The organism is Brachybacterium sp. J144, from assembly GCF_036321705.1.
In the GTDB taxonomy this organism is placed as follows: domain Bacteria; phylum Actinomycetota; class Actinomycetes; order Actinomycetales; family Dermabacteraceae; genus Brachybacterium.
In genome coordinates, this window is the sequence record NZ_JAZDCG010000006.1 from 46,566 (window position 1) to 61,571 (window position 15,006).

General features: G+C 73.5%; 14 protein-coding genes. 3 read left to right on the forward strand and 11 right to left on the reverse strand.

All coding sequences use genetic code 11. The features are described 5' to 3' along the window. Position 1: 1 nt before the first annotated feature. On the reverse strand, positions 2 to 1,006 hold the full coding sequence (gene pucL, locus V1260_RS04100) for a factor-independent urate hydroxylase (protein WP_329745522.1): 1,005 nt from the start codon (positions 1,004 to 1,006) through the stop codon (positions 2 to 4). A gap of 1 nt (position 1,007) precedes the next feature. After that, the gene (gene uraH, locus V1260_RS04105; RefSeq protein WP_329745551.1) at positions 1,008 to 1,328 is read right to left on the reverse strand and encodes a hydroxyisourate hydrolase; all 321 of its coding nucleotides are present in this window, start codon (positions 1,326 to 1,328) and stop codon (positions 1,008 to 1,010) included. Positions 1,329 to 1,595: 267 nt separating this feature from the next. Between uraH and V1260_RS04110 the strand changes: the two genes are divergently transcribed. Continuing rightward, positions 1,596 to 2,690 carry an ABC transporter substrate-binding protein gene (locus tag V1260_RS04110; protein ID WP_329745523.1) on the forward strand — a complete coding sequence of 365 codons (1,095 nt, stop codon included), beginning with the start codon at positions 1,596 to 1,598 and terminating at the stop codon, positions 2,688 to 2,690. Between the two features lie 81 nt (positions 2,691 to 2,771). On the opposite strand, the gene V1260_RS04115 is transcribed toward V1260_RS04110, so the two are convergent. The 6 genes from V1260_RS04115 to V1260_RS04140 all read right to left on the reverse strand — a co-directional run bounded on the left by V1260_RS04115 (position 2,772) and on the right by V1260_RS04140 (position 9,381). Continuing rightward, on the reverse strand, positions 2,772 to 3,623 hold the full coding sequence (locus V1260_RS04115; protein WP_329745524.1) for a MurR/RpiR family transcriptional regulator: 852 nt from the start codon (positions 3,621 to 3,623) through the stop codon (positions 2,772 to 2,774). Then, a complete protein-coding gene (locus V1260_RS04120) occupies positions 3,620 to 4,861 on the reverse strand; it encodes an allantoate amidohydrolase (RefSeq protein ID WP_329745525.1) in 1,242 nt (413 codons plus the stop codon). The genes V1260_RS04115 and V1260_RS04120 overlap by 4 nt, the downstream gene beginning before the upstream one ends. Then, positions 4,858 to 6,102, reverse strand: coding sequence for a pyridoxal-phosphate-dependent aminotransferase family protein (locus V1260_RS04125; RefSeq protein ID WP_329745526.1), 1,245 nt, complete (start codon positions 6,100 to 6,102; stop codon positions 4,858 to 4,860). The genes V1260_RS04120 and V1260_RS04125 overlap by 4 nt, the downstream gene beginning before the upstream one ends. An 80-nt stretch (positions 6,103 to 6,182) precedes the next feature. Then, entirely contained in the window at positions 6,183 to 6,692 is a 510-nt protein-coding gene (gene uraD, locus V1260_RS04130) for a 2-oxo-4-hydroxy-4-carboxy-5-ureidoimidazoline decarboxylase (RefSeq protein WP_329745527.1), read from the reverse strand. Next, positions 6,689 to 8,293 carry an AtzH-like domain-containing protein gene (locus V1260_RS04135; protein ID WP_329745528.1) on the reverse strand — a complete coding sequence of 535 codons (1,605 nt, stop codon included), beginning with the start codon at positions 8,291 to 8,293 and terminating at the stop codon, positions 6,689 to 6,691. Before V1260_RS04135 ends, uraD begins: the two co-directional genes overlap by 4 nt. After that, positions 8,290 to 9,381 carry an acetamidase/formamidase family protein gene (locus V1260_RS04140; RefSeq protein ID WP_329745529.1) on the reverse strand — a complete coding sequence of 364 codons (1,092 nt, stop codon included), beginning with the start codon at positions 9,379 to 9,381 and terminating at the stop codon, positions 8,290 to 8,292. Before V1260_RS04140 ends, V1260_RS04135 begins: the two co-directional genes overlap by 4 nt. Before the next feature lie 99 nt (positions 9,382 to 9,480). On the opposite strand from V1260_RS04140, the gene V1260_RS04145 reads away from it, so the two are divergent. Further along, positions 9,481 to 10,203 carry a YoaK family protein gene (locus V1260_RS04145; RefSeq protein WP_329745530.1) on the forward strand — a complete coding sequence of 241 codons (723 nt, stop codon included), beginning with the start codon at positions 9,481 to 9,483 and terminating at the stop codon, positions 10,201 to 10,203. A gap of 49 nt (positions 10,204 to 10,252) precedes the next feature. Here the strand turns inward: V1260_RS04145 and V1260_RS04150 are convergent, their stop codons facing one another. Together V1260_RS04150 and V1260_RS04155 are read right to left on the reverse strand one after the other, a co-directional pair. After that, a complete protein-coding gene (locus V1260_RS04150; protein ID WP_329745531.1) occupies positions 10,253 to 10,921 on the reverse strand; it encodes a nucleotidyltransferase family protein in 669 nt (222 codons plus the stop codon). A gap of 8 nt (positions 10,922 to 10,929) precedes the next feature. After that, positions 10,930 to 11,616: a winged helix-turn-helix domain-containing protein gene (locus V1260_RS04155; protein ID WP_442878112.1), complete on the reverse strand. Its 687-nt coding sequence runs from the start codon at positions 11,614 to 11,616 to the stop codon at positions 10,930 to 10,932. 340 nt (positions 11,617 to 11,956) lie between these two features. On the opposite strand from V1260_RS04155, the gene V1260_RS04160 reads away from it, so the two are divergent. Beyond that, positions 11,957 to 13,237, forward strand: a complete 1,281-nt coding sequence (locus V1260_RS04160; RefSeq protein WP_329745533.1) for an MFS transporter — start codon at positions 11,957 to 11,959, stop codon at positions 13,235 to 13,237. 273 nt (positions 13,238 to 13,510) lie between these two features. Here the strand turns inward: V1260_RS04160 and V1260_RS04165 are convergent, their stop codons facing one another. Continuing rightward, a complete protein-coding gene (locus tag V1260_RS04165) occupies positions 13,511 to 14,929 on the reverse strand; it encodes a hypothetical protein (RefSeq protein ID WP_329745534.1) in 1,419 nt (472 codons plus the stop codon). Positions 14,930 to 15,006: the final 77 nt, after the last annotated feature.

A 15,006-nucleotide genomic window follows, 5' to 3' on the forward strand; every position in this document is an offset into this window, starting at 1 on the left:
CTCAGCAGAATCCGCCGAGCCACTCCCAGGCGGCCGGCTGGTCGGGCTCGCCGGGGCGCGTGACCGCCGCCTGCATGAGGCCGTAGGGGCGGTCCCCGGCGATGAACACCTCGTTGTCGTTGCCGAGCTCGAAGGGGCTGAGGTCCACGAGGTAATGGTGCTTGTTGGGCATGACCATGCGGATCTCGGCCAGCTCCGGACGGGCGGCGAGCACGGCCTCGCCGATCGCGAAGAGGGTCTGCTGCAGGGACAGGGAGTGCGTGGTCGCGAAGGTCTCCAACAGCACCGCGCGCACCGCCGCGAAGGTCTCGTCCGGGTCGACACCGGAGGTCCCGTCGGCCGTGATGGGCTCCCGGAAGCGCCAGCGGGCGGTGACCTCGGTGGCGAGGATGCGGTCGGTGGTCTCGGGCAGGGTCGTGTACCGGTCCCGCGGGAAGCCGTGGAACTCGCTGCCGGTCGACTTCAGGACCACGAGGTCCTTGATCCCGCCGATCACGTGGGTGGCGCCGTCCTGGACGGTGACGGCGGCGGTGCGGACCTCGGGTCCGGTGCGCACGAAGGAGTGGTCGTGCCCCTCACCTGCGGCGGTGATGCGATCCCAGCCGAACTGCTCGGCCTCCCAGCGCCCGCCGGTCAGCCACGTGCCCTCGGCCAGGAAGTGCTCGGCCAGGCGCAGCAGGAACCGCTCGGGTCCGGCGACGCCGTACTGCTTCGCGAAGGCGTAGACGGTGTTCTTCTGCGTGTCCGTGGCGATGACGCGCGCGTTGTCGCCGGTGCGGTAGCAGTCCTCGAAGTCGCCGCGCAGCATCGAGGTGACGTTCAGGTCCGTCAGCGCATGGCGCGGGGTGGAGCGGTCCACGTGGACGAGCCGCACCTCGGCCTTGCCGTACTGGTTCCGGCCCAGCACGGCGGAGGGGGCGGAGCCGGCGGGCGCGGAGCCCGCGGGGGCGGCCGACGGGGCGGGGGTCTGACCGGCGGGGGTCTGCGGGGTGGTGGTCTCGAGCATGTCAGCTGCCTCGGTAGGTGGAGTGGGCGAAGGGGCTCAGCAGGAGCGGCACATGGGCGTGGCCCTCGTCGAGGGAGAAGGCCACCTCGACCTCGGGGAAGAACGTGACCTGACGGCGTTCGGCGTAGTAGGCGCCGGTCGCGAAGCGGAGGCGGTAGGTGCCCGGCACGAGCGCGATCGGGCCGAGGTCGCGCACGCGCCCGTCGGCGTCGGTGACCCCGGTCGCGACCTCGGAGCCGCCTACATCCAGGAGAGTCACGGCGACGCCGACAGCGGGTCGGCCGGTGCCGGTGTCGAGCACGTGGGTGGTGACGTGGCTGATGACGGCGTCCTTCCTCCGGCGGTCGGCGAGTCCCGCGCGCCGCCTGCGACAGGCTGCGCGGCCGGGTCCCGCCCTGGTTCCTCCACGCTAGGAATCGGGTACGGCCGGACCGTTTCTCCCGTGTAAAACATGTGTTTCGCGGGTCTGCTCTGCAGATGTAACCGCCGCGAAACAGGCCCAGACGCCCGCTGAAACACACGATCCCTAGCGTCGGACTCGCCGCCACTGCCCCGAGGCGCTGCACCCCTTGAGAAGAAGGCGAACGCCATGAAGACCCCTCGCACCCCTGCCTCCACCCCGACCCGACGCGTCGTGATCGGCACGTCCCTCGCCGCGCTCGGCGCCCTGTCGCTGGCCGCCTGCGGCGGGGCCGACGCCGAGTCCGCCTCCGCCGGCTCCTCTGACAGCGGGGAGGGCGCGGCCGACTACGGCACGCTCGACATCAACCTCTCGTGGATCAAGAACGCGGAGTTCGCCGGCGAGTACATGGCCATCGACCGCGGCTACTTCGAGGAGGCCGGGTTCTCCGAGGTGAACCTCATCGCCGGCGGACCGTCCGGCACCTCGAGCGAGACGATGGTCCTCTCGGGCTCGGCGATCATGGGCACCACCTCGCCGCTCGGCGTGGCGCCGCTGATCCAGGACGAGGAGGCGCCGCTGAAGATCATCGGCACCACCTACCAGAAGAACCCCTTCACGATCATCTCCCTCGGCGACGCCGCCCCGATCGCCACCCCGGCGGACCTCGTCGGCAAGAAGATCGGCGTGCAGACCGGCGTGAACGAGACCCTGTTCGACGGGTTCCTCGCCGCCAACGGGATCGACGCGGCCCAGCTCGAGAAGGTGCCGGTGCAGTACGACCCGCAGCCGCTCGTGAACGGCGAGGTCGACGGGTTCTTCGGCTACCTCACCAACGAGGCGCTGACCCTGGAGCTCGCCGGCGAGGACGTGGTGAACCTGCCGCTGGCGGACAACGGCCTGCCGTTCATGGCCGAGAGCATCGTGGTCACACAGGAGTCCATCGAGACCCAGCGCGACCTGCTGAAGGCGGCGTTGGTGGCGCTCATCCGCGGCTGGAAGGACGCGATCGCCGAGCCCGAGGAGAGCGCGCGCCTCGCGGTCGAGGACTTCGGCCAGGATCTCGGCCTGGACATGGAGAAGGAGACCCGGCAGGCCGAGGAGCAGGTGGCGCTGGTCAGCACCGACGAGACCGACGCGAACGGTCTGCTGACCATGTCCGACGAGCTCATGCAGCAGAACGTGGACGCGCTGGTCGCGGCCGGCTACGACCTCACCGTGGAGGACTACTTCGACACCAGCCTGCTCGAGGAGGTCTACGCGGAGAACCCTGACCTGATCTGACGTGGGGGAGCCGACGGGGGCGGACCGCAGGGTCCGCCCCCGTTCCCGTGCGCGCGGGGAGCGGCCGTCTGCCGCTCCGGCTCAGCTGTCCTCGAGCTCGCCGAGGAGGTCGTAGGCGGCGGTGATGCGGCTGATGCGGCGGGACCCCTTCGGCCCCAGCCGGTTCAGCACGCCGTTGGACAGCACCGATACCAGCGCCATCGCGGTCGAGTAGGAGTCGAAGGCGCCGTCGGAGTCGATCGGGCACTCGAGCCAGCAGTCGGCCCCGGCGGCGTAGGGGCGGGCGGTGCCGTCGCCGATCAGCAGGCACGAGGCCGGTCCGTCGGAGATCGCCGCGGCGAGGGCGGGGAAGGTGGCGGGACGTCGGCGGAAGCCGACCAGCACCACCAGGTCGTCGGCGCCGATGCCGACCAGCTCCTCCCCCAGCGCCTGGCCCGGCCGCGGCGCCACCCGCACGTCCTCCCGGGCCTGGATCAGCTGCTGGTGCAGATGCAGGGCGACCGGATAGCTGTTGCGCAGGCCGATGACGAGGATCCGCCGCGCCCCGCTCAGCAGGGCGGTGGCCTGCTCGAGCCCCCCGGCGGTGAGCACGCTGAGCAGACGGTCGTGATTCTCTCGCTCCGCGCGCAGATGCGCTTCCAGACCGGGCCCCAGTCCCGGCACGCCGGTCCGGATGGGCGCCGCGAGCGGCGTGCCGGCGCTGCGCATGGCCCGGGTGTGCTCCTTGACCTCGCGGTAGTCCGCGAAGTCCAGCTTGCGGAACAGCCGGCTCACCGTCGCCTTGGACACTCCGGTCTCGCGGCTGATGTCCGCGGCGCTGAACACGGCCAGGTCGCCGAGGTGGTCGAGCAGGAAGTCGCAGACTCGCCGCTCCTGGGGCGTGAGCTCGGCATACCTGCCGTCGATCCGCGCGTCGATGCGGGCACCGTTCATGCCGCGCCCGCGGTGTGCAGGACGGCCTCCTCGAAGGCCTGCAGGGAGACGGCCACGTCCTCGACGGTGACGGACTCGTCGGGGTGGTGGCTGATGCCGTCGGCGCAGCGGACGAACAGCATGCCGATGTCGGTGATGGCGGCCATCGCCATCGCATCGTGACCGGCTCGGGAGAACAGCTCCATCGGCTCATCATCGCCCGTCGCACGGATCCCCGCACGCACCGCGTCCATCAGACGGGGCGCGCAGCGCACGGCCGGGGCCGCGTGGATCTGCTCCACGTCCAGCGTGAGCCGCCGCTCAGCGCAGGCGCCGCGTACGCGCTCCAGGATCCGCTCGAGCACCTCGTCGCGCAGCCGGTCCGTCTCGGCGCGCAGGTCCAGCGACATCTCCACCCGTCCGGGCACCACGTTGACCCCGCCGGGGAACGCCTCGAGGCGGCCGACGGTCGCGATCGCTCCGTGCTCCCGGGCGATCCGCTCGATGTCGAGCACCGCACGGCTCGCGCCGATCAGCGCGTCGCGACGCCGCTCGTAGGGGGTGCCGCCGGCATGCCGGGCCTCCCCGTGGACGGTGAGGGTGAAGCGGCGGGCACCGGCGATGGAGGTGACCACGCCGAGGGGCCGGTCCGCGGCCTCGAGGTAGGGGCCCTGTTCGATGTGCACCTCGAGGTAGCCGGCGAGGTCCTCGCGGCGCAGCGCCGCCTCGTCGATCCGGGCGGGGTCCAGGCCGAAGGAGGCGAAGGCCTCGGCCATGGTGACGCCGTCCGCGTCGGGCAGGTCGAACCACTCGGGCTCCCAGGTGCCGGCCAGCGCTCGGCTGCCCAGCAGGGTGACGCCGAAGCGGGTGCCCTCCTCGTCGGCGAAGGCGACGACCTCGAGGGCGAAGGGCAGCTCCGCGGCCCGCTCCCGCAGCCGGGCGACGGTCTCGATCGCGAGCAGCACCCCGAGGATCCCGTCGTACCGTCCGGCGTCGGGCACGGTGTCCAGATGGGAGGCGAGGACGAGGGCGGGCAGCCCGGGCCGGGAGCCCTCGAGCCGACCCCGTTGGTTCCCGGCGGCGTCCTGCCAGGTGTGCAGGCCCGCCGCAGTCATGAGCTCCGCGGCGACGGTGTTGTGCCGGGCGTGCTCGGGAGTGAGGTAGGTGCGCTCGATGCCGTCCTCGCGCGCGGAGATGGCGGCGATCCGGTCGCAGTCGGCCATGATGCGGCGGGCGGCCTCGAGGGCGTCGGCGCTCATCGCCCGCCTCCCGCGCTCTCAGGGGTCGCTCCGTCGTAGTGCTCGAGGGCCGCGCCGACGCCTCCGCCGCCCCGCACGCTCACGCCGCCGCGGCGGAGCACCTGCTCGAGCGCGGCGAGGGTGAGCAGCACCGCGTCCCGACGGGCGTTGTAGCCCATCGTGCCGATGCGCCACACCGTCCCGTGGAGCGGCCCGAAGCTCGTGCCGATCTCGATGCCGTAGTCCTCGAGCATCGCGGCGCGCGCGGCGTCCCCGTCGATCCCGTCGGGGATCCGCACGGCCAGCACGTTGTGCATGCGGTGGGCCTGATCGCCGAACAGCTCGAGCCCGAGCCCCTGCACCCCCGCGGCCATCGCTCCCCCGTGCAGTCGGTGCCGGGCGACGGCCTCGTCGATCCCCTCCTCCACTAGCAGCCGAGCGCATTCATGCGCGGCGTACAGCATGCTGGTCGCCTCGGTGTGGTGGTTCAGCCGCTGCTCGCCCCAGTAGTCCAGGATCATCGAGAGGTCGAAGTAGTTCGAGGCGATGCGCCGCCCGCGGCCCGTGCTGCCGTCGGCGATCCCGGCCTCGACATGGCGCCGGGCGGAGATGATCTCGCGCGCCCGCTCCGAGAGAGTCAGCGGGGAGCTGCCCGAGGGTCCGGCCAGGCACTTCTGCAGCCCGGCGGTGGCGGCGTCGATCGCCCACGCGTCCACGGCCAGCTCGTTGCCGCCCAGGGAGGCGGTCGCATCGGTGTACAGCAGGGCGCCATGGTGCGCCGCGATCGCGCCGAGCTCCTCGAGGGGCTGGTTCATGGTGGTGGAGGTGTCCCCCTGCACCACCGCGAGCAGCCTGGGGCGCACTCGGGCCACGGCCTCGCGGATCCGGGAGACGGGGACCACCTGGCCCCACTCGACCTCCAGGACGTGAACCTCCGCTCCGCAGCGCTCGGCGATCTCGACGAGCAGGTGGCCGAAGCGGCCGAAGATCGGCACGAGCACCCGGTCGCCGGGCTCGAGCAGGGAGACCATCACCGCCTCGATGCCGGCGCGGGAGGTGCCGTCCACCAGCAGCGTCGCCTCGTTCGCGGTGCGGAACACCTCGCGGTAGAGGGTCTGGGTCTCGGACATCCAGGCGGTCATCGCGGGGTCGAACTGGCCCACGAGCGCGGCGGACATCGCGCGCAGGACGCGCGGATCGGCGCTGATGGGGCCCGGACCCATCAGGAGCCGCTGCGGCGGGTCGATCGGGGCTGTGCTCATGGGGAGTTCCGTCCTGGGGCCGTTCCGGTGAATGACCCCAGTCAATGCAACGAACGTTTCAGGGGTGTTACCGATGCGGGTCAGTCCGCGACCAGGGCGTCGAGACGGAGCAGGGCGATCTGGCGGAGCTGCTCGGCGCGCTCCGCCCGCTCCTCCTCGTCGTCCAGGAGGAGGCGGCGCTCGAGCTCGGCGAGCATCTCGGCCTGGCTGCGGCCCGCGGCGCGGATCAGGAACACGGTGCCGAAGCGCCGCTCGTAGCGAGAGTTGGCGAGGACCCACGCGTCCGGGTCGTCGACCCCGGCCTGCTCGGCGGCGGAGTGCTCCGCCTCGACGGCGCTCAGCGCGACGGCCCGATCACCGGCCCGCTCGCCGATCCGCGGGTGGTGGGCGAGGGCCCCGAGCACCTCGGCGGTGGACCAGGTGCGGGCGCGGGCGGAGGCCTCGGCGAGCAGCGACTCCCGGCTCGGATAGGGGCGGGAGGCGATGAGATGCCGCACCCAGCTCTCGATCGGGGCGCAGCCGCGCAGCTGTTCGGCGAGCTCGACGGTCGGGGCGCCGTTGAGGTGGTCCAGGGCGGTGCAGGGGCTCATGCGGGCTCTCCCTCGAGGTGTGCGGCGAGGCGGATCAGGTCGAGGTCGCTGCCCGGCGGGCCGACGAGGGTGAGGGCGGTGGGCAGGCGCTCCCCCACGCCCTGCGGGTCGGCGCTCAGGGGGACGGCGACGGCGGGCAGCCCTGCGAGTCCCGCGAGGCAGGTCAGGCGCAGGGTGCGGGCGCGCTGCGCCTCGAGGACCGGGCCTCCGGCGGCGGCCTCGTGCAGCAGCGGCGCGACCGACGAGGTCGCGGGCACCACCAGCACCCCGTCGGCGAGCCGGGCGTGGATCGCCTCCACGGCGCGGGCGCGCTCGACACGGGCGGAGTCCTCGTCGGCGGCGGTGAGGGCGGCGGCGCGGTCGAGGCGGGCGCCGACGTCGGGGGCGAGCGCCTCGCGGTGGGCGCGCACCCACGGACCGTGGGCCACCCAGGCCTCACGGGCCTGGAGGACGGAGAACGCCTCGGCCCAGCGCTCGAGCTCCTCCGTCCCGAGCGGAGCGACCGGCTCGACGGGGGTCATCTCCGACCAGCGGCGGAGCGACGCCTCGAGGGCGCGGGCGATCTCGGCGTCCAGCTGCTGCTCGAGACCGGGGACGGTGCGCAGCACGGGGTCCGTGAGCACCTGCCCGTGATCGGGCAGGAGGGTCGCTGCGGCCCGGGCGAGCAGGCTCGGCGTGCGGGTGAGGAGGCCGACGGCGTCGAAGCTCGGGGCGAGCGGGAGCACACCCTCGCGGGAGACGGCGCCGTGGGTGGGCCGCAGCCCCCACAGCCCCTGGTAGGCGGCGGGGACACGGATCGAGCCGCCGGTGTCGGTGCCGAGGCCGATGCTCGCGTGCCCGAGAGAGACGGCGGTGGCCGGGCCCGAGGTCGATCCGCCGCTGATGCGGTGCGGCGCCCGCGGGTTCGGCGGCGTGCCGTAGTGGGTGCTGGTGCCGGCGAGGCTGTAGGCGAGCTCATCGGTGGCGGCGATGCCGGTGACCTCCGCGCCGGCGTCGAGCAGGGCCTGCACCGCGGCGGCGTGACGGGGCTCGGGGCGGGAGCCGGCGAGCAGGGAGGGGCTGCCGCCGCCGACGCGCTGGCCCTGGACGGCGAGGACGTCCTTGACGGCGACGCGCTCCCCGGCGAGCGGACCCGGTCCGGCGCCGGCCGGGCGGGTGGACGGCACGAGGGGGTCCCCGACGACCCGCCAGATGCGGCGGTCCAGGGCGGGCGCGGCGACGGCGACGTGGGCGACGGCGACCTTCCAGCCGTCCTCGCCGCGGCGCCACACCTGGGTCTGCAGGCCGCGGCCGCCGCGCAACAGCTCCGTGGTCGCCACGACCGCGGCGTGCTCCTCGCCGAGCGCGCGCACGTCGAGGGCGACGATGCGCCGCCTCGGGGCCCCGCCCCGGGCGCCGCGGAAGGTGCTGATCGCCTCGTGGCCCCGCAGCAGCCCGCCGGCGTCCCCGCGCAGGGTGTCGGGTCCGGGCGCGAACAGGTCGTCGAGCGTCGCCAGGTCGTCGGCCATGAGCGCGGTCTCGTAGGCCCAGAACGCCTCGAGCAGGCCCGGGATCTCCGGCCCCTGCGCAACGGGCCGCGACTCGTCGAGCGGGGTGCTCATCGGCGGACCTCCGCGAGGTCGGCCGTGCGGATGCGGGCGTGCACGCCCTTGACGACGTCGACGACCTGCGAGATGTCGAAGTCGGTGGCGGCGCTGAGATAGGCGTAGGCATGCTCCGGGTCCAGCCCCCATCGCGCCTGGAGCAGGGCGATCGCCTGGCGCACGCAGTCCTGCACGGCACGGTCGAGATCCTCGTCCATGCCGGTGGGGACGAGATGCTCGGCGGTCTCGGCAAGAGGGCCGACGACCTCGCCGAACTGCTCGACCGCCTCCTCGCGGGGGATCACGTCGAGCCGCAGCCGGCTGCGGAGGCTCGCCTCCATCGCGGTCAGCGCCACCTCCCCGTCCCCCTGCGCGAAGTGCGGGTCGCCGACATAGGCGAGCGCCCCCTCGACCTGCACCGGCAGGTAGAGGGACGATCCGGCCGTGAGCAGGTTCAGGTCGATGTTGCCGCCGTGGGGACCGGGAGGCACCGAGTGGGGTCGCTCCGCACCGGGCACGGCCACGCCCATGATCCCGAGGAACGGTCGCAGCGGGAAGCGGATGGTGCGCTCGGCCCCGGCGCGCGGAGCCATGGTGCCGACCAGCCCGTCCCCGGTCTCCTCGACGCCGGCGAAGATGCTCACCGAGCCCTCGCCGCGCGGGTACTCCCCCGGCAGGGCGCCGCGGCCGTGCCGGTTGGAGACCACCCCGTAGGGGACGCGCGGCGTGTGCTCGAGGATCGTGATCCGCAGCAGGTCCCCGGGGCGGGCGCCGGCCACGTGGATCGGGCCGGTGACCACGTGGGGTCCGTCGCGGCGGGGATCACGACCCGGGTGCCCGGCGGCGAGCGCGATGGCGTCGGGCAGCACCTGCTCGGGGTCGACGCCGTGGGCGGCGAAGAAGGCGACGGGATCGCGCCCCTGGTCCTCGAGGATGCCCTCGTGGCTGAGGGTGTCCACGACCACCTCGTCGCCGGGGTCGAGACGCAGCACCGGCGCATCGGCGGCGCAGGGCAGCCGGCCCCACAGGCTCGTCGACTCCTCCACGGGGAGGTGGGCCACTCCGGTCGTCGGGTCTCCGCCCGGTCGCAGGATGTCGGTGCTCATGCTCCTCCTCAGGTCGCTCGTCACGCTAGCGGCGGGGTTTTACGCGCCTGTTACACGGCTGTGCCGTCCGGGTTTCGCCCGGTGCGTAGCGTCCGGCGCATGACCGCCCCCGATGATCCCGCCGTCGCCGAGCCCATCGCCCCCGAGCCCACCGCCGCTCCGGCCCGGGCTCCGCGGCCCACCACGCTCCACCTGATGCTCACCCTCACCGCCGCCACCGGCATCGTCGACGCCGTCGGCTATCTGGGGCTGGACCGCGTGTTCACCGCGAACATGACCGGCAACGTGGTCATCCTCGGCATGGCGCTGACCGGCGCGGATGACCTCCCGCTGACCGGTCCGGTGCTTGCCCTGGCAGGGTTCGTGCTGGGCGCCGTCCTGGCCGGTCGCGCCGTGCGGGGTCGCAGCGGGGCATGGTCGACGGCGACCACGGGGGTGCTCTGCGGCGTCGGCGCGCTGGTGATCGCCACCGGCGCCCTGCTGATGCTCTGGGACGATGCCCCGCATCCGGTGCTGCTGGGGGTGACCGGCGCGCTGGGCCTCGCGATGGGGGCGCAGGCCGCGGCCGCCCGCGCGCTCGCCGTGAAGGACGTGACCACGGTGGTCATCACCTCCACCATCACGGGGCTTGCGATGGACTCGCGCCTGGCCGGGGGAGCCGGTGACCTGTGGGCCCGACGGCTGCTGGCGGTGGTGCTGATGCTCGCAGGCGCCGCCGTCGGGGCGCTGCTGCTGCAGGTGCACGTCGGGGCGGGGCTGCTGCTCGCCGGGCTGATCTGCGCCGTCACCGCGCTCGTCGGGCACCGGCGGTGCCGGGTCTGAGGCCGAGTCCGGAACCGGTGCAGGGCGCAGACGCAGGCGCAGGCGCCGCTCAACGGGTGGTGTGGAGGCCCAGGCGCGAGAGATCCGCTCGGGTGTCGAGATCGCCGCCGTCGTCCAGATCGCGGCAGTCCACGAGGTCGACGCGCTCGGCATGGGCGCGCAGCCAGTCGCGGGCCCCGCGGTCGCCGTGCGCCTGGGCGGCCGCCGCGCGGGCGTCGGCCGCATCCATCAGCACGGGGTGCCGACGCACCAGGGTCCCGTCCGGGCCGGGATACGCCGCGGAGGTCACGCGTCCCGACCGGTGGGCCCGGAGCAGCCGGCGCACCAGCACGGCGTCGACCCCCACCTGGTCCACCAGCGTGATCAGCAGATGCGGGGCGTCGGCCGCGGCGACCCCGGCGCGCAGCGAGACGGACATGCCGAGCCTCCACAGCGGGCTGTCGACCACGACGGCGCCGGCCTCCCGCGCCGCGGCGCCGACCCGTTCGCCCTGGGCGCCGACGACCGCCACCACGTCCCGGCAGCCGCCCTCGAGCAGGCGTCGGGTGAGGACGGAGACGACCGGCTCGCCGCCGACCTCCAGCAGCGCCTTGGGGCCGAGGCCCAGGCGTCGGCCCTCGCCGGCCGCGAGCAGGACGGCCGTGGTGACCGGCAGCTCGGGGTCGTCGGGAGCGGTGCCGTCGGGATGCGGGGTGGATGGCGGGAGCGGCTGCGACATGGCGGGGCTCAGGCGCTCTGCAGCTCGGAGACGGCCAGGTCGAAGCGGTAGCCGACATTGCGTACGGTGTGGATCGCGGACTCGATGCCGACACCGAGCTTCGCCCGCAGCCGACGCACGTGCACGTCCACGGTGCGCGTCCCGCCGAAGTAGTCGTATCCCCACACCTCTTGCAGCAGCTGGGCACGCGTGAACACCCGACCCGGGTGCTGGACCAGGTACTTCAGCAGCTCGAACTCCTTGAAGGTCAGCTCGAGCGGCTGCCCGTCCAGAGTGACGGTGTAGCTGGACTCGTCGATCACCAGGCCGCCCACGATCGTCAGCTCGGGGCCCACCTCCGGCGCGGTCGCGAAGCGCATGGCCAGGCGGAGACGGGCGTCGACCTCGGCCGGTCCCGAGGTCGGGAGCAGGAAGTCCGCCACCCCCCAGTCCTGGTGTGCGGCGGCCAGACCGCTCTCGGCCATGATCATGACGAGCGGCAGCCCGAGCCCGGCGGCCTCGAGCCGGGTCGCCATGTGCGGGGCCCAGGTGAGGTCCGAGGTCGCATCGAACACGGCGACATCGCAGTCGGGGGCGCGCTGCAGCTCGGGCAGCGAGGCACCGGCGTAGTGCACGGAGAGCGGCAGGACCGCGAGCGCCCCGAGCGCGGGACGATGCAGTGCGAGCGGTGCCGGGGAGATGTGCAGGACGCGCAGACCGGAATGCGGGGAACGGCTCACCACGGGACCACCTTCTGGATCAGGACGGAGCGACTGTGAAACGCGTCCGTCGCGTGCCCCCACTTCACCGCAACACTCGTTTCAAGCCCATGGTCGAGGATCGCCGAGACCGAAAAGTGATCAAGGCGTCCGCAGCGCGATCAGGGGCGGAAGCGGGAGGGGTGCGCTGGGGGTGCGCTGGAGGTGCGCCCTCGTCCGGCCCGCCACCTCCCGCCGTCGGCTCGCCTCCCCGCGGCCCCGGAGTCGATACCATCGGACCCTCCCCACCGCTTCCAGCGTCGGCAGCGTTCCCGTCCCGCCCGCGCCGGAGGTCCCCGTGCTGCAGTCCCCGTCCACCCCGTCTGCTGCTCCGGCGGCGACCCCGCAGGCGCCGCTCTCGCCGGGGCGTCTGCGCCTGGTGATCGTGGCGATGGCGCTCGGCGCCTTCGCGATCGGCACCACCGAGTTCGCGTCGATGGGCCTGCTGCCGCAGATCGCCGACGACCTCGGCGCGAGCATCCCGCAGGCCGGCATGCTGATCACCCTCTACGCGCTCGGCGTCGTGATCGGGGCGCCGCTCGTGACGATCGCCGCGGTGCGGATTCCGCGGGCGCGGCTGCTGGTGCTGCTGATCGCCCTGATCGGGCTCGGGAACCTGCTCTCGGCGGTGGCGCCGAGCTTCGGCGTGCTCGCGATCGCCCGGGTCATCGCGGGCCTCCCGCACGGCGCCTACTTCGGCGTCGCCTCCCTGGTCGCGTCGCGGCTCTCCCCGCCGGGGCGCCGCGCCCGCTCCGTGTCGCTCGTGATGCTGGGCCTGACCATCGCGACGATGCTCGGCGTGCCCGCCTCGACCGCGCTCGGCCAGTCGGTCGGCTGGCGCTGGGCGTACGTGATCGTCGTGGTGATCGCCGCGGCGAGCACGATCGCGATCTGGCGCCTCGTGCCCGAGCCGGAGGGCAGCGGCACCACCGGGTCGATCCGAGCGGAGCTGCGGGCCCTGCGCCGCGCCCAGGTGTGGTTCGGCCTCGGCATCGGCTCGATCGGCTTCGGCGGCATGTTCGCCGTGTACAGCTACATCGGCGAGATCGTCCCCGGCGTGCTGGGTCTCGGCGAGCGCGGCGTGCCGTGGGCGCTGTTCGTGTTCGGCATCGGCATGACGGTCGGCAACATCCTCGCCGGTCGCCTCGCCGATCTCAGCATCTACGGCACGATCTTCGCGGGCCTGATCGGCATGACCCTCAGCCTCGCCGTGTTCGCCCTCGTCGCCCACAGCGCGGTGGCCGGCCTCGTGCTGCTGTTCGCGATCGCCGTGACCTCGCAGCTGATGGGCCCGTCGTTGCAGATGTTCCTGCTCGACGCCTCGCCCGACGCTCCCTCCCTCGCCGCAGCCCTGCACCATTCCGCCCTGAACCTCGGCAACTCCCTCGGGGCGGCGCTCGGCGCGGCCGTACTCGCCGCCGGCTGGGGACTGCTTGCCCCGTCCTGGGTGGGCGTGGGGCTCGCCCTGCTCGGCCTGGTCGTGGCCGCCTGGTCGTTCGCGCTGCACCGCCGGCGGGTCGTGGCCGAGGTCGGCGCCGAGGCCCGGGCGGAGACCGAGACGGTGCCGGTCGGCGCCTGAGCGGGCGGGGCCGAGTCGCCGGCTGCTGAAACACCGCGCCAGGCGTGAGCTCACCGCTCCTCAGGGCTTCAGGTCACGCAGGGCGCGGAGTTCCAGCAGGGCCGGGCGGCGAGGGCGGGCTCGAGAACGGACTCAGTGGCCGGAGAGGGGCCCGATCCTCAGCGGACCGTCGGTGCGGTCTGCCGCTGCGCGAGCGCTCCCTCGCCCCACCCAATCCACGGTTCGTGCATCGCCGCAGGTGAAGTTCCACCGCAGATCGCCCGCCGAGGCAGGTCACACTCCGCCGTAGCTCCAGGGGCCGCGGTGCAGGGTGCCATCGCTCATGAGCACGTCCCCGCCGATCACATCGACCGGGCGGGCGGTCCATGTCCCGAGCTCCTCCCCGGTCCGCACGTCCAGTGCGAGCTGCTCGTCGGTGGTGGTCACGTAGGCGACCCCGTCGTGGATCACCTCGACGGTGAGGTCCAGCTCCTCGACCCGGCTCTGCGGCAGCTCGAGGAGCCGCTCCCCCGTCTCGAGATCGACGAAGGCCCACATCGGGGTCTCGTCGTCAGTCAGATCCCAGCGCGGCGAGATCCACGCGACGGCTCCCCCCAGATCGACCGCCGCGTCGAACGCCGGGATCTCGCCATCGATGACGTGCCGCGCCCCGGTGGCGAGCGATCGGGAGTGCAGCTGCTCGCGCCCGGTGCCGTCTCCCGCGGCCGGAGAGTTGCTGCTCCGGAAGGTCAGGACACGGCCTCCCGCCTCCAACGAGCTCTCGGCCAGGAGGCAGTCGTCCCCTGCCGTCGCCTCCTCGCGCCACATCTCCCGGCCGCTTGAGAGGTCCACCGCCACCACGGCGCTGAGTCCCCAGCAGGGTCCGTCGGAGAGGTACTCGTCGAAGAGTCCGATCGACTCCGACGGTATCCCTGCGCTCCCCCAGTCGACCCTCCCGCCGACGTACTGCTGATGCGCCGGGGTGGTCCACAGGATGCCTCCTCCCTCCCGCATCTGCACGCCGAGCGCCTGGTCGAGGGCCGCGTCGAACCCTCGGTACTCGAGCACGACGACGGCCTCGGGCGCGCCGTTCGCGATCCGGACGTCTCGCCCCGGGACGTCCAGGTCCACCCGAGCCACAGCCACGTCCGGGTCCGACGGCGCCACGCGCACCAGCTCGAGCCGCTCCGACTCCGGCTCGAGCCCGTCGGCTGGCGTTCGCACCCGGGCGAGGCCCACGAGGAAGACCTCCTGGCCGTCCCAGCCCACACCCCAGGACTCCTCGACGATCTCCTCCCCCGGCAGATGGACCTGCATCGACAGCGCGATCTCTCCGCCCCATCGCTCCTCGAGCGTGGTCGGGCCGTCGACGGACGTCACCTCGCCCGAGAGGTTCCCGGTGAGGAACGGACCGAGATGCTCGGTGTGCGTGAGCTCGCGCACCGTCGATGCGGCGGGCGTCGACGATTCGACAGCGGGTGACGCGGTCGGCTGTCCGCCCGGACCGTCCCTGCTCTCCCCGAGCTCCGACGGGACGGGCTCCGCCTCGCTCTCCCCGGGCACCTCCGCGCCGCTCTCCTCCGTCGCCTCCGCCGCAGGAGTGCTCGTCACCTCGCTCTCGTCGGCCCTCGGCGAGACGGGTGCCGACCCGCACCCGCAGAGGACCAGGGCGAGCAGGCAGGACAGAGCGGCGCGGTGCACTCGGCTCGACATCAGTGGGCTCCTCCCGGGACGACGGCTCGTCCTCCCCAGGGAACCCGATCCCGCGCCGGCAGAGGAGGGCTCGTCGG